We start from the raw sequence: 21,687 nt of genomic DNA, 5'->3' as shown, positions 1-21,687 counted from the left end.
CCCATTCTTGGGAGCCTTTTTCATAATAAGAACTACGTCTATTGCTTTAAAGGCTTTTTAACGGTTTCCAGAATTTGGTCCTGAATCTTGGCCTTGTCACCAACAACAATTAAGGTCATATTTTCGGTATTGATATATTTTTGTGTCATTTCCTGAACTTTTTCAGGCGTAACCGCATGCATGTTCTCCACTTTGTTGGTCAAGAATGATTCATCCAGGTCATGGGTATCCAAAAATATCAACTGCCCTATGATACCATTAGGTGTTGAATTTTGTAGTACATAAATACCAGACTCATAATTGATGATTCCATCCATCTCCTCTTGCGAAGGTGGTTCATTTTGTAAACGTTCTATTTCTTTTTGAATCTCGGCCAAAGAAGCACCGGTATGTTCGGTAGTCACATCTGCTGATTCATACCATACCCCGCTTTTATAATTGGTGTCCAAGCTGCTATAGGGGGAATAGGTATACCCTTTATCTTCCCTAATATTACTAGTAATACGCGAAGCAAATGAACCTCCAAGTATAGAATTGGTCACATCCAAGGCCACATAATCTTCATGGGAAGGCCCAATAACGGGCAAACCATAATAGATTGTAGATTGGGGAGCTTCTGGACGATCAATAATCTTTATTTCACTAGAGACTACTGGTTCTGCAACTTTATATTGGGATGCTGTACCTTTTTTCCATTCTCCAAAAGCTTTTTCAACAGCTGATTTTACTTCCGCACCATCAAAATTACCGGCTACATAAACAGTGGTTCGTAAAGCTCCAAAGTTTTCATTATAAAATGTCTTAATATCCTCCACGGTATAGGAATCTATCATTTCATCTGTTGGATATACCCGTCCATAAGGATGGTCGGGATATAAGGTGGCGTAAAAATCCCTACTGGCCTGTGCCTGTGGTCTTGATAATCGAACAGAAAGATCTCTTTTCATATTATCCTTCAAGCGTCCTAACTCTGATTCAGGGAACTTAGGGTTTTTTAGAACATCGGCCATGACGGCAATGGCATCTGGAGCAAATTCATAGAGCACGGAGCTGCTAATGGAAGAGGTATGCAGACCAACACCAATATTCAAGTTACCTCCCATACCTGCCATCTCATCAGCAATTTCCTTGTTAGTTTTCGTTGCGCTTCCTTCTTCCAATAAATCGGCCAGCAAGTCGCTTAACCAAACTTGGTTTTCATTTTCATCGATATTTCCAGTTTTAACACTAAAGCGTATGGTTGCTTTTGGTATGGAACCATAAGGAATCATAACCAAGGTCAAGCCGTTGTCAAAAGAGACCACTTCCTTTTCGGGAAGGGTAAAATTCTTAGGTTCGCCTCCTTTTGGGGGCATTTCTTTTTCTTGGGCCATTATATTAGCAGAAAATGCTATGGCCACTATATATAGGAAATAATACTTCATTAGGATTGTGTTTTTTCGTTATCTGCTAATAATGGATTTACTCTAAGTATGGTCCTGTTGGTTTTTACCAAATATTCATCAATGGTTTTCTTAACCATTTCTGGAGTAATCTCTTTAAAGGACTCTTCCAATGTATTAATGCGCTCAGGATTATCGTCAAAAAGAGCAAAGGAACAAAGAAGGTCTGCACGTCCAAGACCGAATGTCCCGCCAATATCATCGTAAAGCTGCGACCTGATCTTAACAATGGCTTGATCTATCATTTTTTGGTCTACTTTTGCTTTTAAGGTGTCCATGACTTCATCAATAGAAGATAATATTTCATCTTCAGAGGTTTCATTATCATAAGTTAGGTCGTACATCCATAACATTGGACCCTGATAGTTGAACATATTTCCTAAATAATTGATACCTCCGCTAACATTCGAAGTGTAGCCTTTTTCCTTTTCCAGCTTTTGAGCCAATAGACTATTGTCTCCTTGTATCAGTATTTGATCAAGTAAGCCCATAGCATAATACTCTGGTGTATTTCTTTTCGGCATATGATAGGCCAAGGCTATAGCGGGCTTGTTGGCCAACGGGTCGTCTTTAACAAAAGACTTTTCCTCGGTTTGCTTTGGTTCTGAAATGTCCGGTTTTTCGGGAAGGTCCGAAGCAGGAATGTCACCAAAATATTTTTGAATCCATGTTTTGGCTTCTTCTATTTCGAAATCTCCGACTATGGAGAGTGCGGCATTATTTGGTGCGTAATACGTTTTAAAGAAACTGGCAACGTCTTCTAAATTAGCGGCATCCAAGTCTTTTAGGTCCCCATAAAAATTATGGGCGTTATTCCAATTTGTATTGGCATATTGTGGCATATCCAACCATGGAAAACCACCGTAAGGCTGATTAAGTACATTCACCTTTACTTCGTTCTTTACCACTCCTTGTTGATTGGTGAGGTTGTCCTGCGTAATATCAAGACCTCGCATACGATCGGCTTCCGCCCAAAGCATGGTCTCCAATTTATGGGAAGGGACTATTTCAAAATAATTGGTAAAATCAAACCTTGTGGAGCCATTTAATACCCCACCATTTTCTTGAACCAATTTGATAAATTCCATCTTACCCATATTCTTTGAGCCTTGAAACATCATATGTTCAAATAAATGTGCAAAACCGGTTCGCTCTTTTGGTTCAATTCTAAAACCGATATTATAATAAACGGCCACTATTGCGGTAGGAGAAGTTTTGTCCTGTGAGAGGATTACCTTTAGTCCATTGTCCAAGGTATAGTATTCTACGGGAACCTTGAATTGTGCCACTTCTTTACTCTGCTTTTCTTCCTTTTCTCCACAGCCAAGGACCAGTAGAAAAATTACAGAAAGAAAAACCATGCTGGTTTTCAATTTCATTTAGTTGATGTTTTTTGGTTTATAATAAGCTTATGTTTAATAGGACTATGTTTATGCAAGTATGTTACATAAAATCACTAATAATCCTCGCTGGGATACCAGTCTAATTGAACTACTTCAATATTTGAATTACCAGCGTTGACCAACTCCTTGAATTTTTCGACATCACTTACATCGGGTCTTCCCCTATAATGGTAGGGATAAACTTCTGCCGGCTTAAAATCCAATACTGCGGAAGCTGCGCTTTCTTCGGTCATTGTGTAGGGCAAATTCATGCAAACAAAAGCTTTGTCAATGTTTTCCAAACTTCTCATTTCGGGAATATCCTCTGTATCACCGGAAAAATAAACTCTTTCGTCTCCTAAAGTTAATACGTATCCGTTACCACGGCCTTTTACATGGAAATCTTTGGCCTCTTCCCTAAGATTATACATGGGTATCGCTTCAATACCTACGCCCATTAGTTCCGTGGTTTCACCGTTTGCCAATATGTTGAGCTGAGAATTAAATTCGTCCGGCATTTGTTCGGCTACCGCATTTGGAACTACAAAAGCTGCATTTGCTGTACTCAGTTCCTGTAATGTTTCTACGTCCAAATGATCCCCGTGTATATCCGTTATCAAAATTAAGTCTGGATTTTTTTGACCTTCAAAAGCTTTTGCGCCTCCAGTAGGGTCCACATAAATCGTAACATCGCCCCATTCCAATACCGTGGTCGCATGTTCTATGGGAATAACCTCTACCGTATTGGATACTGTCGAATTATCCATAGTGTTATTTTCTGCAGACTTCATTTCCGTCATATCGGCTTCGGTTTCCTTTTTAGCCTTATCCTTACATGCGATGAATAAAGTGGTAGTAAATAATAAAAGCAATAGTAAATTTCTCCTTTTCATATTGAATTTGTTTAAAGTATTAATTCCATTTTTATATCAGACCTTTTGTAGGGTGAGTTTGCTTCCAAGATTACCTCTCTAAAACCATATTTTTTATAGAGATAGAGAGCGGTGTCCAACTTTGTGCTTGAATATAGTTCTATTTTTTTCCAAGCATTGGACTTTCCAAAATCAATGGCATGAGCCAACATTTTTTGGCCAATTTTAAGTCCTTGATAAGTTTTGTCCACGGCCATTTTACCAAGTTCGTAGCACCCATTTTCTTCACTTCCCTTTAACAAGGAATAACACGCCACTGGAGCAGCCTTCCATAAACCAATAAAAATAAACCCTTCTTTGTTTATAATAAACTTTTCACAGTCATTGAGCAACTCTTGATCTTTAGCCTCGACATGGAAATAAAGTTCGAGCCAAGCCAAATTTAATTGCTTAAAAATATCCTTGTACTTTTCCTCAAAAGGTACAATTTTTAGCATGTTTTAGAGGTTTGGTCGCACTTAAATTTATTAAAACAAATTAGTCTTTAATCTTTGATTTAAAATAATTTAACATTAAAAAATCTAAAAACAGGTTCTATGCGTATATAGAATGATACAAACAAACACATTAGTTGAAATTCAACGAGATTAATTAATTATTACATTATGACTGAAACAAAAAATAACAATGGATTGAAGGTCTTAGCGGCATTACTAGGTGTGGTGCTTTTAGGTACTATTATTTACACTGTTAGTCTTTACCAGGATAAGAAAAAGACTGAGACTGTACTTACCAAGGAAAAAGAATTGGTAGTTGAAGATTTGAATAGCCTAAAATCAGAGTATGATAAGGCTATCTTGGAGAGCAATGCTACAAACGAAGAATTGGTTACTGCAAGAGATAATATAGCTAAGTATATTGATTCTGTGCAAACCATGAAGGCCGATATCTCCGCTTTGTCTAGATACAGAAGACAAGTAGGTGTTCTTAAGGCGGAAAGAGAACAGTTGTTAAAGCAAGTTGATTCTTTGACCCGTTCCAACACGATGATAGCCATGCAGCGTGATAGCACTTACGTAGAATTGGAAAAACAAACGGTATTCAATGATTCTTTGGTTGTACAAAATACGCAATTGGCCGATGCTGTTGCTAAAGGTTCTGCCTTAAACCTTTCCAAGTTTAATGTTGATGCAGTTAGAGAGCGTAATAGTGGTAAATTGGTTTCTACACAAAGAGCTAAGAGAACGGATAAGTTTAAAATTTGTTTTACTGTTGCCGATAATGTAATCGCACAGGCTGGTGATAGGGAATTTTATTTGGAAGTATTGGATCCTCAAGGAAATGTTTTGGGTGAAACTATGTCTACGACAAACGAGGAAGGTGCTTCGGTAACTTATAGTAAGGCAACTGAGTTCTACTATGAGAATAAATCCTTGGATGTTTGTGATTATATCAACAAACCAGCTAGTGAATTTCAGGATGGAAACTACATGGTTAATGTTTATGACGATGAATTAAAATTATTGGGAACTTCCAAGTTCACCTTAAAATAATAACACACTATCCATTAAATACAAAAGGGCGGTCTTAATTAGACCGCCCTTTTTATGTTTAGGATCAATACCTTATTTCAAACTTCCAACCATGTCCTCGGGCTTTACCCATTCGTCATATTCTTCCGCACTAACATATCCTAAGTTAATCGCTTCCTCTTTAAGCGTAGTACCATTCTTATGTGCTGTATTCGCAATTTCCGCGGCTTTGTAATACCCAATTTTAGTATTCAATGCAGTTACCAACATCAATGAATTGTTCAACAGTTGTTTTATAACCTCATGATTTGGTTCTATACCTGAAGCGCAATGCTCCTCAAAACTTTTACAGGCATCTCCCAATAATTGCGCGGACTGTAGAATGTTTGCGGCCATTAAAGGTTTAAAGACATTAAGCTCATAATGACCTTGGGTTCCCCCAACAGTTACGGCAACGTCGTTACCCATTACTTGTGCACAAACCATCGTTAGCGCTTCACATTGTGTAGGGTTCACTTTTCCTGGCATAATGGAACTTCCCGGTTCGTTAGCGGGAATAATGATTTCTCCAATACCAGAACGTGGACCGGATGCCATCATACGAATGTCATTGGCAATTTTATTCAAAGAAACGGCTAATTGCTTTAAGGCACCATGGCTCTCCACAATGGCATCATGGGCGGCAAGGGCTTCAAACTTGTTCGCTGCAGTTTTAAAGGGTAGACCCGTAAAATCGGAAATATATTTAGCAACGAGCACATCATAACCAGCGGGTGTGTTCAACCCAGTTCCTACGGCAGTACCACCCAAGGCCAATTCACTTAAATGATCCATAGTGTTTTTTAAAGCAGCCAAGCCATGATCAAGTTGAGAAACGTAGCCTGAAAATTCTTGCCCCAAGGTCAGGGGTGTGGCATCCATTAAATGGGTACGGCCAATTTTCACTACATCCTTGAAATCCTTCGCTTTTTTATCCAAGGTATTTCTTAATTGGGTTACCCCGGGTATGGTAGCTTCTATAATTTTTTTATACGCCGCAATATGCATTCCTGTTGGGAATGTATCGTTAGAAGATTGCGATTTATTAACATCATCATTAGGCTGAATGGTCTTTTCACCTTTCCCAATTACCTTTCCTGCAATTTCATGGGCACGATTGGCAATCACTTCGTTTACGTTCATATTACTTTGCGTACCAGAGCCCGTTTGCCATATGACCAAAGGAAATTGGTCGTCATGTTTACCCTCTAAAATTTCATCGCATACTTGCGCTATTAAGTCTCTCTTGGGTTCGGACAATACCCCTAATTCACAATTGGCATAGGCGGCGGATTTTTTTAAAAAAGCAAAACCATAAACGATGTCCAGAGGCATAGAGCCCGATGGACCAATTTTAAAATTATTTCTGGAACGCTCTGTTTGAGCACCCCAATACTTTTCCTGAGGCACTTTTACCTCGCCCATGGTATCTTTTTCTATTCTATAATTCATGATGTTAACTATTTAGGTTCACAAATTTAGGGGTTTACCTTATTTTTTGGAGTTCAAAGGGAATTAAATATTTTTTTAATTTTGATTTGCAAATTGTATGTTTTTCGGACTATCTTTGGGACGTAAAATTTAATATTATGTTTGAGTTTGACCAATATTTAGGATTTTTAGCATTTTTAACCATTCTCACTATAGGTTTTTGGTTAATGATATTCTTATTGACTTTTGTTGTTCCTTATTGGTTGTTCGGTAATATTAGAGAACTTTTGAAAGAAAGACGTGATAAGAAAAGAGCTGCTAGACAAGCTTAACAATCATAAATATAGAAAAAGGGAAGCATTTGCTTCCCTTTTTTTGTGTCCCAAATTTCGGATTATTAGAATTCTCCTTCTCCGCCATCATCTTCCCTCTCTGGCCTTCCTCTTTTCTTCTGCTCGTTTATGCGATAGATAAACGAAACTCTTAGCTGGCGTTGTCTCCATTGAAACTCACTATCTTGATCGTAAAAGTCGGTAGTGGTGAATGAACTTCTCTTTCTTGAATTCAAAAGATCCTGAACATTTAAAGATATAGTGGCGTTGTCATTTAAGAAGTCTTTACTGAAAGCTAAATTAATTGATAAAATTCCGTCAGAGCGTCCTTGTACCTCATCGGATGCACCTCTATAGAAGGCATTAGTCTGCCAATCGATTTTCCAAGGTAAGGTAACCTTTGAACTAAAGCGACCGAACCAACTATTATTGGACTGGCTATAGTTTACTCCATTAAATTCTCCATTAAGGTTAAAGCTAAAATAGTTGACACTACCGTTTAAACGTAGCCATTTAAAAGGATTGTACAACAAACCTAATTCTGCACCCGTTCTGTCATTTGTAGCTAAGTTAAAAGGAATGTTCCTAACGACTTCAACTTGTGAACCCCCAGGTCCTGTTATGAAAACCTGTTCTTGTACCCTTTGAAATGCATCGCTTTCAATTTGATAATATATAGACGAAGTCAAGGTCAATTTATCCCATCTCTTTAAGTAGCCCAAATCGAAAGCATTTGAAAATGCAGGTCGTAAATTGGGATTTCCTTGAAAAATATTTGTTCTACTACTTCTAGAAGGAAAAGGATTTAAAAACCAACTTCTAGGACGATTGATCCTTCTGTTATATCCCAAAGAAACATTCTCTTTTTCATTAAATTCAAAGATTAGATTCACAGTAGGAAAAAGACCAGTATAATTATTATCGAAATCCGTATCTATTGGAAAGGAAAATTCATCCTGTAGTTCCTCTTCGGTAAGTTGGGATTCTATTTTCCCCTTTAATTGTGTGCTCTCCATTCTAAGCCCCAAAAGGAAATTAAAATCACCAAATTTTGAACCATATTGAGAATATAAGGCGTGTACATTTTGAGTATAATCAAAAATGTTTGTTTGGTTCACATTGACTTCGAGATTTCCACTTTCATTTTCTTGAAGTAAACTGTAGTCGGTAACTTGATTTTCAAAGTTTCCTCGGTAACCTGCTTCAAATTGTGAATCTTCACCAAATGGTAAAACATAATCACTTTGTATTAAATACTCGGTTTGATCTTCAATAGTTGAAGTTTCTTCCCTAGGTATACTAATATCCGTATTTGCAGTGTTATTATAGCGTACAGGTTCGGATATAAAACCATTTTGATTTTCGGTATCTACAGAGTACTGAAAGTCTGCTGTTAAAACCTGTCCATCATCATCAAAACGATTAATATAGTTCAGCGATATTTGATGCGTATTATCTTTTTCTGTTTCCAGTTCACTTCTTGTGGTACCTACCTGTGGAGCATTGTTCAATAAATAATCATTAATGTTGGTAGTCAAGTCCTCGTCACTTCCCGTTCTAAGGAAATATGAACCTGTAATGGAAGATTGTTTATTGAAAAAGTATTCGATTCCAAAATTAGCATTGATGCCACGATTTATTCGGTCAATGTCCCGATCTTCTATATTCCTGTCATAGGCAATACTATCCAAGAATGCATCCTGTCTAGGGTCAAAATATCTTGTATCAAAAAAACCGTTGCCAGGCCCTTCTCGATACCGGTATCCAATCGTTGTAAAGAAATTAAACTTGTCCGTTCTTAGGTTGGCGTTTGCTGTTATACCGGCATTGGTAGGGTGACCAGCGTACATATTAATAGAACCATTAAATCCAAGTGTTTTTTCTCTTTTTAGAATAATATTTAATATGCCGGCAGTACCTTCGGCATCATATCTAGCGGAAGGGCTGGTGATGACCTCTACCTTCTCTATTGCATCTGCGGGCAACTGTTGAAGTGCTTCGGTGGATCCAAACCCAGCCAGGGCTGAAGGTTTACCATTAATCAATATGCGAACATTTTCGTTTCCACGTAAACTGATTCCGCCATCAATATCCACGTTTACGGACGGAACATTGCTCAAAGCGTCACTAATGGTTGCGCCACTTGTGGTGAGGTCCTTACCGATATTATATATTTTCTTATCTAATCTTACTTCTACGGTCGTTCTTTCACCAACTACGTCTACTTCATTGAGTTGCGCTACGTCCAGCGACAATTTTATGGTCCCTAAATCTGTGGACTCTTCGAATGTTTTATTTGGTAATTGCTGTGTTTTGTAAGAAATATATTCTACACGGGCATTATACTTTCCTGGAGTGGTCTCAACTGAAAACTTTCCGTCCAAGTCGGTTATACCCCCAGTTACCCTATCTGGGTTATCTATACTTTGAAGAACTAATGTTGCGTATTCTAAGGGTTGGTTTGTTTCTTGGTCCAATACCGTTCCGGAAATTGTAATAGAAGCTGGACCGTTCCCTGGGGCTCCTTCTGGTCTTTGACTTAAAATGGGTTGTAAGATAAATAGTAGTAGGAGTAAAGGGAAAAGTTTTCTCATAGGTTTAGTTTTTGTTCTTCTTTTTTTGGCGTTTCTTTTTTTGTTTTTTCTTTTTCTTTAAGGTCTTTGCTACTCCATTTTTTTGAAGTTCCACAAAGGCCTCATATTTTTCTAAAGGAAGACTAGCCTTTAATTCCTCATCCTGTCTTAGGGTGATGTTTTCATAAACTTCACGCATTTTTTCTGGCGGAAGTTTTAGAATTCGAGCTTCGATCCTTTCTTGAACAAACTTTTTCAAAATTGAGCTAAGGACAGCGGATTCAAAATCATTGAGCTGCAATGCCTCTGTTATGGAGGGCATTTCACCATCAACTAACTCCTCAGCTGTTTTAGGCGCTTCTTCCTTGGGTGTTACCTGGGCTTGAGGTATGGCACTTCTTTGTCTTCCATATCCATAACCCCTTCCGTAACCATAACCACCATTTCCATAACCGTATTGGCTATAAACTTCTGCTCCTATAAAAAGGAACAAGGTCATTATAATTACATTGAAACGATTCAATTTTATAGTATTGTTCATAACGTTAGATTGTAAAATTAGACTTTGGTTTAAATGGCTTTGGTTAATAATTTGTTAATAGTTTTAGCCATTTATGATAACTTTAGGAAATCAGATTTTCGATGTTTTCTGGCGGTCTTCCAATGACTGCCGTACCGTCTTTTATAACTATTGGTCTTTCAATGAGTTTGGGATTTTCTATCATAGCATCCAGAACTTCCTCTTCGGTCAAATTCAGATTTTTAAACTTTTTTTTCCACACGGATTCATTTTTTCTGACTAAGTTTTCTGCGGAAATACCCAAATATTTAAGTACTTGTCGCAATTCTTTCTTGGTGGGTACTTCCTCTAAGTATTTCTTGATTTCAAATTCCTTACCGGATTTTTCCAAAATTTCCAATCCTTCCCGGGATTTTCTACATCTTGGGTTGTGGTAAATAGTTATCATTGTTACAATTTATTTAGGTTATAGCTTTTCTATTCCTCCTCTTTTTGCCCCATCATCATTAGATATGCCTTTAGAAAGGCGTCAATATCCCCATCCATTACGGCATCAACATTACCCGTTTCTTCTGCGGTCCTAACATCTTTGACCAGCTTATAGGGGTGCATTACATAGTTCCTTATCTGTGAACCCCATTCAATTTTCATTTTCGAGGATTCTATTTCTTCCCTAGCTTCCATCTTTTTTCGTAACTCAATTTCATAGAGCTGTGATTTAAGCATTTTCATAGCGGTAGCCCTGTTGTCATGCTGACTTCTAGAATCGGAGCAGGAAATTTGTATTCCTGTAGGGTGGTGTACCAATTGAACCTTTGTTTCAACTTTGTTTACATTTTGTCCTCCCGCGCCACTGGACCTCGCAGTTGTTATTGTAATATCTGCAGGGTTTACATCTACTTCAATGCTGTCATCCACCAAGGGATATACATAGACGGAAACAAAAGACGTGTGTCTTTTTGCATTACTATCAAAAGGGGAAATTCTAACGAGACGGTGCACCCCGTTTTCACCTTTTAGCCATCCAAAGGCATATTCTCCATCAATTTCTAGGGTAACTGTTTTTATCCCTGCAACATCTCCCTCTTGGAAGTTCAGTTCCTTAACTTTATATCCATTTTTTTCTGCCCACATCATATACATACGCATAAGCATAGCGGCCCAATCACAGCTTTCGGTACCACCCGCACCAGCAGTAATCTGTAGCACGGCAGGCAGTTCATCGCCTTCCTCGGAAAGCATATTTTTGAACTCCATTTTTTCTATGGCATTGACAGCTCTTTCGTACTGGAGCTCAACCTCTTCTTCTGAGATTTCACCTTCTTGAAGAAACTCTACAAGTACTTCTAAATCATTAACAAGGCTTTTAACCGCATTATAGTCATCTACCCATTGCTTTTTGGATTGAATAAACTTCATATGCGCCTGAGCTTCCTGGGGATTGTCCCAAAAATCAGGTGCCAAAGTTTTCTCTTGCTCGTTTTCTATTTCTATAAGTTTGGCATCAATGTCAAAGATACCTCCTTAACGCACCAAGGCGATCAATAAGACCTTTGTAATGGTCCGTAGTTATAATCATATCAATAATTTTGCGTAAAAGTAATATTCTTTTTCACCAATTTGGAATTCGCACTTAGGGATTATTGTTGTATTTGTTGCTGGTGATTTTTTACGACAACGGAGTGATTTGTTTTATGGTTACCTTGGGAATGAACCACCCCCTTTAATGGGGAACAATCATTATAGTCCTTTCCATGAGAAACTTTTATGTGATTGCTATTTTCTATAATATTATTCGTCGGGTCAAAACCTAACCAGCCAAAATCTGGAACAAATGCTTCGGCCCATGCATGCATTTGGGAATCTCCTACGTAACCGCTTTCATGATTGAGATATCCTGAGACATATCTTGCAGGAATACCATTGTATCGGGCCAATGCACAAAATACATGTGCAAAATCTTGACAAACCCCCGATTGTTGGGACAAGACCTTTTCCAGTGTAGAAGAAATGTCCGTAACTCCAGTTAGATAATGTAAATGCTGGTACACCCAATTATTCAAACTATGCAGGTTTTCAATTATAGAGGTAATATTGTCAAATTTAAAGAGGGGTTTATTTCCTATGGGCAAAGTGGTCAACCCAGTAGTCTTTAAAAATCTTTGGAAGTTTACTTTAAAAGTTAAAGAATTTATTTCTTCGTAAGATTTGAGTATCTCCGCTCTTGAGGGTATGGGCGGTTCTTTGATTTCTGATTTTAATACCTTGAATCTCCCTTCAAAAGTTACATTCTTAAATTTCTTTTTGGATTGAACTCTAATGGTCTTAAAACCGTAACCATTTACGGAAAACTCGTTGATAGTATGTAATGAGTTTTTGAAATCAATATCCAATATTTCTTGGGATTCATTTTCGAAGGGCATTATTAAAAACTGCCAATAGGCATCATAAACCCAATTTTCGTAAACATTATCCGAACTGTAAGTGACCGTATATTCTTTCGACATCGTGGATGTAAAAATAGGATAATTGGTCACATTAATAGTTAAAAAACTCTTCGTCTACTTTATTGCTGATTTCTTCGAGACTTCTAAGTATATTTTCAATGAACGATTTAATGTCCTGTTCTATTTCCTCTATATACTTGTATTCATATTCCGCACGTACCCTACCTATTAGAAATGCAGTGGACTCCTTATTATATCGTTTCTCTGGATTTAGTAGTTTTACGTGTTTGTAAACTTGGTTCAAGGAGTTCATTACGGATCTTGGGCAATTTGGGTTTAAAATTAAAAATTCCAGTGTAGAAATGCTTGTTGGGGTCTTCTTGTAAAACCTTCGCATCATATCGTAGGATTCTGCACATTTAAGTAAGGTTGACCACTCAAAGCTTTTGCTAAAACCATCTTCATAACTCCCTTGAGCTAGAAGGGCATCATTATATTTAGAATTAATAATACGTGTAATTTGGGTCGCCCTTTCAATATTAACGCCCATTAAGATAATTGCATAAACGGAATCGTGTAATAAAGTACCTCTTATTTTACCCCTCAAAATAGCGCTCATTTCGGCTATATTGGTGGTGAAGTCGTGCAAACCACTTTTTACAAAGACTTCTTTTGGGTAATTAAGAACGAAATGATAAAACTTGTTAATAGCTTCGTATAATTCGGTTGATATTAAATCCCGCGCACTGTTGGCATTTTCCCTTGCTTGTTTAACGTTATTTAAAATGGAAGAGCCGAAATCTGGATCGACCCCTAATTTATAAAGGACTTCGTTCTCCTGTAATGTCTTGTTCAAATCTTTTTCGGGATCCCCGACCATAAACAGCATGGACCTTAGTACGAACTGTCTGTCTTGTGATATTTGATTTGGTGCATCCAAGGATGAAAAATAATTGACGTTCATGTATCGTGCTATATGTTCCGAACGTTCAATATATCGCCCCATCCAAAAAAGATTATTGGCTACTCTTGCTAGCATGTATTTATTGTTTTTTTAAAACCCAGGTGTCCTTAGAACCACCACCTTGAGAGGAGTTAACTATTAAATTTCCTTTTTTGAGCGCTACTCTGGTCAATCCGCCTTTTAGTACAAATTCATCGTCTTTTCCAAGAATAGTAAATGTTCTTAAGTCTACATGTCGCTGCTCAAAGGATTCGCTTTCATCTATATAGGTAGGATGCACGGAAAGAGACATTATAGGTTGCGCTACATACTTCCTTGGTGTCTCTTTTACTTGTTTTCTGACTTCTTCAATTTCTTGTTTTGACAATCGATTTCCTATCGAAATTCCATAACCTCCGGCTTCATCCACGGGCTTTATTACAAGTTCTGAAATATTTTCCAGAACATATTCCAGTTCATCAGGTCTACTACAGTGGTAGGTATGAACATTGTTTAATATAGGTTCTTCTTTCAAATAGTATTTAATGATTTCTGGCATGTAGGTATAAACAGCTTTATCATCCGCTACCCCTGTTCCCGGAGCATTGGCCAGTGTTACATTTCCTTTTTTATAAGCTGCAAATAAGCCAGGAACTCCTAAAGCCGAATCCGGTCTAAATTCTAAGGGGTCTAAAAACCCATCATCAATTCGGCGATATATGACATCTACTCGTTCCGGTCCCTTGATTGTTTTCATATAAACAAAATCGTTCTCGACAAATAAGTCTCGACCTTCTACCAATTCTACCCCCATGTTTTTTGCCAAATAGGAATGCTCGTAAAAGGCAGAATTGAACATTCCAGGCGTAATTACGACACAATTGGGAATATCAACACCTTTCGGCTTAACGGATTCCAACTGCTCCAATAGATTTTCTGCATAGTCCGTAACCGTATGTGTTTGGTAATGGTTAAAGACTCCAAAAAGCGCTCTTTTAAGGGCAGTCCTGTTACATATAACATAGCTGACCCCGGACGGACATCTAATATTGTCTTCCAATACATAATATTTGCCGTCTTTGTGTTTAATGATATCTGTTCCCGATATATGATTGTAAATACCACCCGGAGGATCTACGCCGTTCATTTGGTCCAAGTAATTGGCGGACGAACTTATAAGTTCCAAAGGAACAATATTGTCCTTGAGGATTTTTTTATCGTGATATATGTCCCAAAGAAATAAATTAAGGGCCTTTGCCCTTTGAATTGATCCTCTTTCAATAATATCCCATTCGTCCGGGTCTATAATTCTTGGGAAAAGATCAAATGGAAAAATCTTTTCTTGGACATTATCCTCTCCGTAGACCTGAAAAGTAATTCCTTGATTAAAAAAAGAAGATTTTGCTTTGGAATTTAAGTTGACATAATCCTGAATGGAATGCCCTCCATAAATATCAAATAGTTTTTGATAAACATCTTTTACATTTCCTTCACTATCATAAATTTCATCGTATAAATCAGGGTTTTTTTGGTAAGATGAAAAAATTTGATTTTCGATGTTCGTCATGTAATTTGTTTTCCTAAAAGGTAATGGTTTTTAGATAGATTTCAGGTATTATTTCAATATTAATGGGATGTGATTATTAGATTTTTAATAAAAATGTTGTGCCTTTTTTGCTGATCGTGCGTATTTTAATTTAAGAAATTGGCAGTTGATATTTTAATCGTAAATTATCTATTTTTAACTCCAAACTAATTTTTAGAAAATGAAAAAGCCATCCCTGACAGTGATAATTTTGACCATTCTTTGTCTATCTCAAGTAAATGGTCAGTTTTCAGAGAAAAAAAAGGACTACACGAAATATGAAGGATTTTACGATTTTTATTACGATGAAAGCGCTGATAAGATTTATCTCGAAGTTAAGGATTTGGAAAAGGAGTTTCTCTATATACCTTCCCTTAGCAGTGGAATTGGAAGCAATGATATAGGCTTGGATAGGGGGCAACTTGGAAATGAAAAAGTGGTTTTCTTTCGGAAAGCCGGAAATAAACTTCTTTTGGTTCAACCTAATTTAAAATTCAGGGCCCTTACGGATAATGCCCTTGAGAAAAAATCGGTAGAACAGGCATTTGCTAAATCCATATTATACGGTTTCGAAATCGAAGAAGAAAGGAACGGCATCTATATTATCGATATTACCGGTTTTTTAATGCAGGATATCCACGGTGTTATAAATAGGTTGCAAAGAGCTGATCAAGGAAGTTATAGTTTGGACAAGGATAAAAGCGTTATCGCCCTGGATCGCACCAAAGCTTTTCCTGAAAATATTGAATTTGATGTAACCTTAACATTTAAAGGTACACCAAAAGGAGAATATGTTAGGAGTGTTGTCCCTAATCCGGGTCTTATAACGGTTGCACAACACCATTCTTTTGTAGCCCTTCCGGACGACGGATTTGAACAGCGTGCCTTTGATCCTCGTTCTGGAGCCTATCCATTTTCTTTTTATGATTATGCCACTCCTGTGGAGGAATCATTGATTAAGCGATTTATTCCTCGTCACCGCTTAAAAAAGAAAAACCCAGAAGCAGAAGTAAGTGAGGCCGTGGAGCCCATTATTTATTATTTGGATAATGGAACACCGGAACCCGTAAGAAGTGCTCTACTGGAAGGCGGTAGGTGGTGGAACCAGGCATTTGAAGCTATAGGATATAAGGATGCGTTTCAAGTAAAGATGCTTCCTGACGATGCGGACCCATTGGATGTTAGATACAACGTAATACAATGGGTACACCGTTCTACTAGAGGGTGGAGTTATGGGTCCAGTGTGGCCGACCCAAGAACAGGTGAAATCATAAAGGGACATGTGAGCTTGGGTAGTTTAAGAATCCGCCAAGATTTTTTAATTGCACAGGCACTCATGAACAAACCTTTCGAAGCTGGGGATAACAACTATAAACCAATGTTAGATTTAGCACTGGCACGTATTCGCCAATTGTCTGCACATGAAATAGGCCATACGCTAGGTTTTTCCCATAATTTTGCTGCAAGCACCAATGGGAGGGCTTCTGTTATGGATTATCCTCATCCTCAATTTTCGATTAAAAATGGAGAAATAGATTTTTCCAATGCTTATGATACTGGAATTGGTGAGTGGGATAAGGTTGTGGTTGCCTATGCCTATAGCGATTTTTCAGACAGTACAAATGAAAGAAATGCTTTAAACTCCATATTGGAAGAAGCGACTTCGGAGGGTCTTCGTTACATTTCCGATCAAGATGCCAGACCGCAAGGCGGTGCCCATGTGTTTGCCCACCTTTGGGATAATGGTAAATCGATTAGTGAAGAATTGGTAGATATGCTTAGGGTTAGGGAAACTGCAATTAATAATTTTTCCATAGATAATATTCGCACGAATGAAGCCAACTCCATATTGGAGGATGTTTTTGCCCCTTTATATTTTTTCCATAGATACCAAACAGAGGGTGCAACCAAAATTATTGGTGGGTTGGACTATAACTATACGGTAAAGGGAGATGGGCAACTTACTGTTGCACCGGTTGAAAAGAAAGTACAGAAGAAGACCTTGGAGGCTATACTTAGGACTTTGGATGCCAGTGAAATTGCAATACCTAAGGACAAATTAGGTTTGTTTCCTCCAAGGGCCATCGGGTTTGGAAGAACAAGGGAATCCTTTAAAGGAAAAACAGGTGTTTCGTTTGATGCGCTTTCCGCTCCAGAAACAGCAGCTGATATGACACTAGGACTACTGTTGCACCCTGAGAGAGCTTCAAGGTTAATTCAACAAAAAGCTTTGGATCCAAATAATATCGGATTGGAAGAAGTATTGGATGAGGTAGTTTCGAATACTATTCTAAAAAGTAGCAAGGATGCATATCTCAACGAAGTACAACAAAATGTAAATTTCAGGGTCCTTTTTCATTTCATGAATTTGGCAGCCAGCGATGAAGTGCATCCACAAGTGAACGCTATAGCCAATTTGCAATTAAAGAAATTGCAAAATTCATCAAGTATTACAGATACTGCCATTAAAGAGGAGTTTAAACGTAGGATTAATGATTTTTACGAGCACCCAAATAGTTTTAAGGTGGTTCCTACTCCTAAAATTCCAGACGGTTCACCCATAGGAATGGATTGTTTTCATTAATGTTAATCACGAAAATTTAGAATGGAAATTAATTTGATAAGTGATACGGTCACAAAGCCTACGGCAGGTATGCTTGATGCTATGATGACCGCTGAGGTTGGGGATGATGTTTTTAAGAATGACCCTTCTGTAAATGCCTTGGAGGAAAAGACTGCAAAAATGTTCGGTATGGAGGCGGCTCTCTTTTTCCCGAGTGGGACCATGACTAATCAGACGGCGATTAAATTACACACGCAACCTGGGGAACAGCTGATATGTGACAAATATGCCCATGTGTTTAATTATGAAGGGGGAGGAGTTAGTTTTAATAGTGGCGTTTCTTGTCGTTTATTGGATGGTAATCGAGGCATGGTGACTGCCGTCCAAGTAGAAGAGGCCATAAACCCTCCGGACTTTTATCATAGTCCCTTAACTTCATTGGTTTGTATAGAAAATACCACGAACAAAGGAGGTGGAGCCTGTTGGGAGATTGAGGAATTAAAAAAAATAGGGGCCGTTTGCAAAAAGCATGGATTAAATTATCATTTGGACGGGGCTAGATTATGGAACGCATTGGTTGCCAAAAATGAAACCGCGGAACAGTACGGATCTATTTTTGATACCATTAGTGTTTGTTTAAGTAAGGGATTAGGCTGCCCTGTGGGTTCCGTGCTGGTGGGTACAAAGGAGAAGATAAATGAGGCACTGAGGATAAGAAAAATATTAGGTGGCGGAATGCGACAATCGGGATTTCTAGCGGCTGCCGGAATTTATGCTTTGGAGCATCATATAGAACGTCTTGCTGAAGACCATAAAAATGCTGCTGAAATTGGAATTGAATTGAGCTCTTTAGATTTTATTAAAAAAGTAGAACCTATTGAGACCAATATAATAATTTTTGAAATCGATCAGAATTATATGTCCGGTAAGGACTTCAATACAAAGTTGTTAGAGAAAAATATACACATCATAAGTATGGGGCAAGGGAAACTTAGAATGGTAACCCATATGGATTATACCAATGAAATGCACGATTATTTATTGGCCACATTAAAACAGCTGTGAAGGAACTGGCAATAACTTATTGTATTAGGATATTCTTTAAATTTTTAATACCGTTTTCCATACCGGCCTCCGAATTGTAAAGGCCGCTGCTTCCTACGATAGCGCCCTGGTGATTCTTCAGATTAAAAAGAAACTTGCCTTCGAAGTTTGTCCTACGTTCGAATCGTTTTGTAGGTATACCTTCATTTTTCAATTCACTGAGGGTCTTTTCCAAGGTACGATTGTCAGAAAACCGAATACTTTCCAACAAGATTTTGCCTGTTGGTGACTTTACCACAAATTGATAATCCTTATTATCCCTTTTATTGACCTCAATCATTGCATTTCTTTCTTTTAAAGATAAGAAATCTGTCAAAATAAGATCAAAGAAAAAAGCTCGAACTATTTGAAAAGAGAATCCATACCGGGAATATTGGGCATACCCTCTTTGGCTACCGCGGAAAGTTCCTTTTCACTAACACTAGTGGCTCTTTTAATAGCTTTGTTTAAAGTCAAAATTAAATAATCTTCTAACTGTTCTTTATCTTCTAGCAGGTGGTCCGCAATTTCAATTTTTTTTATTTCCCTATTGGCAGTTATGGTAACGGACAACGCTTCATCGGATGACTTTTCGTCAATTAAAACGGTATCCATTTTTTTTTTAGTAGCCTCAACTTTTTTTTGGGTCTCCTTCAGTTTCCCCATCATACCCATCATATCTCCGAACATAATCAAAATTTAATTTTAGTTATACCTTGTAAAAGTAGTAAAATGTAAGAATAATTGAATTTAATAAATTCAATTCATGCTGCTGATAATTAACCTTATTTTTGCAGCTATCTTTCAAAATACAAAGTGGTTAGAATGATTAAGAAGGAAGCACCAGTTGCAAAGAAAATAAAGAAGGAATTAGTGATTCATGAGGACATTAGAATAGATAATTATTACTGGTTAAACGATAGGGACAACCCGGAAGTAATCTCATACTTAAAAAGTGAGAATGAATTTTATAATGGCATGACCGCTCATACCAAACCTTTTCAAGAAGAATTATTTAAAGAAATGAAAGGGAGGATAAAGGAGGACGATTCCTCGGTTCCTTATAAACTAAATGGATATTGGTATAAGACAAGGTATGAGACAGGAAGAGAGTATCCCATCTATAGTAGATTTAAGGATACGATGGAATCACCAGAGGAAATCATGTTCAACGGAAATGAAATGGCAAAAGGGCATGATTATTTTAGCATGGGGGGAATTGCCGTTAGTCCTGATAATACCTTGGCCATATTTGGAGTAGATACCGTCTCAAGAAGGGAATACGTACTTAGGGTTAAGAATTTGGAAACCGGAGAAATTTTTGATGATAGGATAGAGAACACTACCGGGGGAGGAGTTTGGGCAAACGATAATAAGACTTTTTTTTATACCAAAAAGAATACGGTTACGCTACGGTCGGACAAAATTTACAAGCATATTTTGGGCACTCCAACCTCTGAAGATGAACTTGTATTTCATGAAGAGGATGACACTTTCAGTACGTTCGTTTACAAGACGAAATCGAAAAAATATATAGTTATTGGTTCGTACAGTACCTTAACTTCCGAATTTCAAATCATGTCCTTGGAGCGACCTGAGGAAGGCTTTCGAACATTTTCTCCAAGGGTGAGGGGAGTAGAGTATTCCATTTTACATTATGGGGAATCCTTTTTTGTTCTGACCAATAAGAATGGCGCAACCAATTTTAAATTAATGAAAGTTGGAGAGGAAAATACAGAGGCTGATTATTGGGAAGAGTTTATTGAACATCGCGAACACGTACTTTTAGAGGATGTTGATATTTTTAAAGACTACTACGTACTTTCGGAAAGGGAAAACGGACTAAATAGGATCAGAATTGTGCGCTGGGATGGTTCGGAATCTTATGATCTACCCTTTAATAGTGAAACCTATACTGCACACGTAGGTAATAACCGTGATTTTAATACCAATATTTTAAGGTATAGCTACAATTCATTAACAACTCCAAGTTCTGTCATCGACTTCAATATGACCACAAAAGAGGAACGGATAATGAAGGAGCAGGAAGTATTGGGCGGAAAATTTGATAAAAATAACTATATCGAAAATCGCCTTTGGGCCGTTGCTCGAGATGGAGTTAAGATTCCGATTTCCTTAGTTCGCCACAAAAACACCAAACTATCAAAAGACACGCCTCTTTTGCAATATGCGTATGGGTCCTATGGTTACACCATAGACCCTTATTTTTCTACGGTTAGGCTAAGTCTATTGGACAGAGGTTTTGTCTATGCTATAGCACATATACGAGGGGGGGAGTATTTAGGTAGGAAATGGTACGAGGATGGCAAGCTTTTAAAAAAGAAAAATACTTTTACGGATTTCATTGATTGCTCCAAATTTCTCATAGACCAAAAGATTACGGATTCTTCACATCTCTATGCCATGGGAGGCTCTGCGGGTGGTTTGTTAATGGGTGCCATAGTCAACATGGCTCCGGAGCTATACAACGGGATTATTGCCTCGGTTCCTTTTGTCGATGTTGTCACTACCATGCTGGATGATTCTATTCCTCTCACAACAGGGGAATACGATGAGTGGGGCAACCCCAATGAGGTTGCATATTATAATTACATGAAATCGTACTCTCCTTATGATAATGTAAGGAAGCAGGATTATCCGAATATGTTTGTAACTACAGGTCTGCATGACTCACAAGTACAATATTTTGAACCCGCTAAATGGGTAGCCAAACTAAGAGAATTGAAAAAAAACAATAAACTTTTATTTCTTGATACCAATATGGAAGCTGGTCATGGCGGAGCCTCTGGAAGATTCGAAGCATTGAGGGAAGCAGCTAAGGAATATGCCTTTTTGTTGGATTTAGAGAGAAAAATAGTACTGTAGAAAAAAAATAGTAGATTTGTAGCAAAATTTAACAAATCCGAGATTTGCTAAAGACAA

The 21,687-nt window shown here is 37.8% G+C and carries 19 protein-coding genes; 5 read left to right on the top strand and 14 right to left on the bottom strand.

The genetic code is table 11. From position 1 onward, the window contains the following. Positions 1 to 38 precede the first annotated feature (38 nt). The 4 genes from PP182_RS13555 to PP182_RS13540 all read right to left on the bottom strand — a co-directional run bounded on the left by PP182_RS13555 (position 39) and on the right by PP182_RS13540 (position 4,193). On the bottom strand, positions 39 to 1,424 hold the full coding sequence (locus PP182_RS13555; protein ID WP_272651802.1) for a M16 family metallopeptidase: 1,386 nt from the start codon (positions 1,422 to 1,424) through the stop codon (positions 39 to 41). After that, on the bottom strand, positions 1,424 to 2,821 hold the full coding sequence (locus tag PP182_RS13550; RefSeq protein ID WP_272651801.1) for a M16 family metallopeptidase: 1,398 nt from the start codon (positions 2,819 to 2,821) through the stop codon (positions 1,424 to 1,426). Before PP182_RS13550 ends, PP182_RS13555 begins: the two co-directional genes overlap by 1 nt. A gap of 77 nt (positions 2,822 to 2,898) precedes the next feature. Beyond that, positions 2,899 to 3,717, bottom strand: coding sequence for an MBL fold metallo-hydrolase (locus tag PP182_RS13545; protein ID WP_272651800.1), 819 nt, complete (start codon positions 3,715 to 3,717; stop codon positions 2,899 to 2,901). An 11-nt stretch (positions 3,718 to 3,728) separates the two neighbouring features. Next, entirely contained in the window at positions 3,729 to 4,193 is a 465-nt protein-coding gene (locus tag PP182_RS13540; RefSeq protein ID WP_272651799.1) for a GNAT family N-acetyltransferase, read from the bottom strand. 168 nt (positions 4,194 to 4,361) lie between these two features. Here PP182_RS13540 and PP182_RS13535 point away from each other — a divergent pair, with 168 nt between their 5' ends. Further along, positions 4,362 to 5,249, top strand: a complete 888-nt coding sequence (locus tag PP182_RS13535) for a hypothetical protein (protein ID WP_272651798.1) — start codon at positions 4,362 to 4,364, stop codon at positions 5,247 to 5,249. Positions 5,250 to 5,321: 72 nt separating this feature from the next. On the opposite strand, the gene fumC is transcribed toward PP182_RS13535, so the two are convergent. After that, positions 5,322 to 6,719 carry a class II fumarate hydratase gene (fumC, locus tag PP182_RS13530; RefSeq protein WP_272651797.1) on the bottom strand — a complete coding sequence of 466 codons (1,398 nt, stop codon included), beginning with the start codon at positions 6,717 to 6,719 and terminating at the stop codon, positions 5,322 to 5,324. A 137-nt stretch (positions 6,720 to 6,856) separates the two neighbouring features. Between fumC and PP182_RS13525 the strand changes: the two genes are divergently transcribed. After that, positions 6,857 to 7,030 carry a hypothetical protein gene (locus PP182_RS13525; protein ID WP_272651796.1) on the top strand — a complete coding sequence of 58 codons (174 nt, stop codon included), beginning with the start codon at positions 6,857 to 6,859 and terminating at the stop codon, positions 7,028 to 7,030. A gap of 65 nt (positions 7,031 to 7,095) precedes the next feature. On the opposite strand, the gene PP182_RS13520 is transcribed toward PP182_RS13525, so the two are convergent. The 7 genes from PP182_RS13520 to PP182_RS13490 all read right to left on the bottom strand — a co-directional run bounded on the left by PP182_RS13520 (position 7,096) and on the right by PP182_RS13490 (position 15,080). Beyond that, positions 7,096 to 9,624 carry a TonB-dependent receptor domain-containing protein gene (locus PP182_RS13520; RefSeq protein WP_272651795.1) on the bottom strand — a complete coding sequence of 843 codons (2,529 nt, stop codon included), beginning with the start codon at positions 9,622 to 9,624 and terminating at the stop codon, positions 7,096 to 7,098. 4 nt (positions 9,625 to 9,628) lie between these two features. Continuing rightward, on the bottom strand, positions 9,629 to 10,144 hold the full coding sequence (locus tag PP182_RS13515; protein WP_272651794.1) for a hypothetical protein: 516 nt from the start codon (positions 10,142 to 10,144) through the stop codon (positions 9,629 to 9,631). Positions 10,145 to 10,226: 82 nt separating this feature from the next. Continuing rightward, positions 10,227 to 10,571, bottom strand: a complete 345-nt coding sequence (arsC, locus tag PP182_RS13510) for an arsenate reductase (glutaredoxin) (RefSeq protein ID WP_272651793.1) — start codon at positions 10,569 to 10,571, stop codon at positions 10,227 to 10,229. A gap of 29 nt (positions 10,572 to 10,600) precedes the next feature. Further along, positions 10,601 to 11,699 (bottom strand): peptide chain release factor 2 gene (prfB, locus tag PP182_RS13505; protein WP_272651984.1). Its coding sequence is split into 2 segments (ribosomal slippage): positions 10,601 to 11,635 and positions 11,637 to 11,699, totalling 1,098 coding nucleotides; the frame shifts between segments, so codons are not numbered across the junction. A gap of 64 nt (positions 11,700 to 11,763) precedes the next feature. Next, positions 11,764 to 12,630, bottom strand: coding sequence for a transglutaminase-like domain-containing protein (locus PP182_RS13500; protein ID WP_272651792.1), 867 nt, complete (start codon positions 12,628 to 12,630; stop codon positions 11,764 to 11,766). A 31-nt stretch (positions 12,631 to 12,661) separates the two neighbouring features. After that, positions 12,662 to 13,609, bottom strand: a complete 948-nt coding sequence (locus tag PP182_RS13495) for an alpha-E domain-containing protein (RefSeq protein ID WP_272651791.1) — start codon at positions 13,607 to 13,609, stop codon at positions 12,662 to 12,664. A gap of 4 nt (positions 13,610 to 13,613) precedes the next feature. Then, the gene (locus PP182_RS13490) at positions 13,614 to 15,080 is read right to left on the bottom strand and encodes a circularly permuted type 2 ATP-grasp protein (protein WP_272651790.1); all 1,467 of its coding nucleotides are present in this window, start codon (positions 15,078 to 15,080) and stop codon (positions 13,614 to 13,616) included. A gap of 199 nt (positions 15,081 to 15,279) precedes the next feature. Between PP182_RS13490 and PP182_RS13485 the strand changes: the two genes are divergently transcribed. Continuing rightward, positions 15,280 to 17,682: a zinc-dependent metalloprotease gene (locus tag PP182_RS13485; protein WP_272651789.1), complete on the top strand. Its 2,403-nt coding sequence runs from the start codon at positions 15,280 to 15,282 to the stop codon at positions 17,680 to 17,682. 21 nt (positions 17,683 to 17,703) lie between these two features. Further along, the gene (locus PP182_RS13480; RefSeq protein ID WP_272651788.1) at positions 17,704 to 18,726 is read left to right on the top strand and encodes a threonine aldolase family protein; all 1,023 of its coding nucleotides are present in this window, start codon (positions 17,704 to 17,706) and stop codon (positions 18,724 to 18,726) included. A 16-nt stretch (positions 18,727 to 18,742) separates the two neighbouring features. On the opposite strand, the gene PP182_RS13475 is transcribed toward PP182_RS13480, so the two are convergent. Together PP182_RS13475 and PP182_RS13470 are read right to left on the bottom strand one after the other, a co-directional pair. Further along, positions 18,743 to 19,081, bottom strand: a complete 339-nt coding sequence (locus PP182_RS13475; RefSeq protein ID WP_272651787.1) for a YegP family protein — start codon at positions 19,079 to 19,081, stop codon at positions 18,743 to 18,745. A 26-nt stretch (positions 19,082 to 19,107) separates the two neighbouring features. Next, positions 19,108 to 19,434 (bottom strand): YbaB/EbfC family nucleoid-associated protein, encoded by a 327-nt coding sequence (locus PP182_RS13470; protein WP_272651786.1) that lies wholly within the window; start codon positions 19,432 to 19,434, stop codon positions 19,108 to 19,110. A 135-nt stretch (positions 19,435 to 19,569) separates the two neighbouring features. Between PP182_RS13470 and PP182_RS13465 the strand changes: the two genes are divergently transcribed. Continuing rightward, positions 19,570 to 21,630, top strand: a complete 2,061-nt coding sequence (locus PP182_RS13465) for a S9 family peptidase (RefSeq protein WP_272651785.1) — start codon at positions 19,570 to 19,572, stop codon at positions 21,628 to 21,630. Positions 21,631 to 21,687 lie beyond the last annotated feature (57 nt).

The sequence above is a fragment of the Maribacter sp. PR1 genome (assembly GCF_028464145.1).
In the GTDB taxonomy this organism is placed as follows: Bacteria; Bacteroidota; Bacteroidia; order Flavobacteriales; family Flavobacteriaceae; genus Maribacter.
Note: the sequence above shows the minus strand (reverse complement) of the source record. Positions and strands in the feature narration are given on the sequence as shown.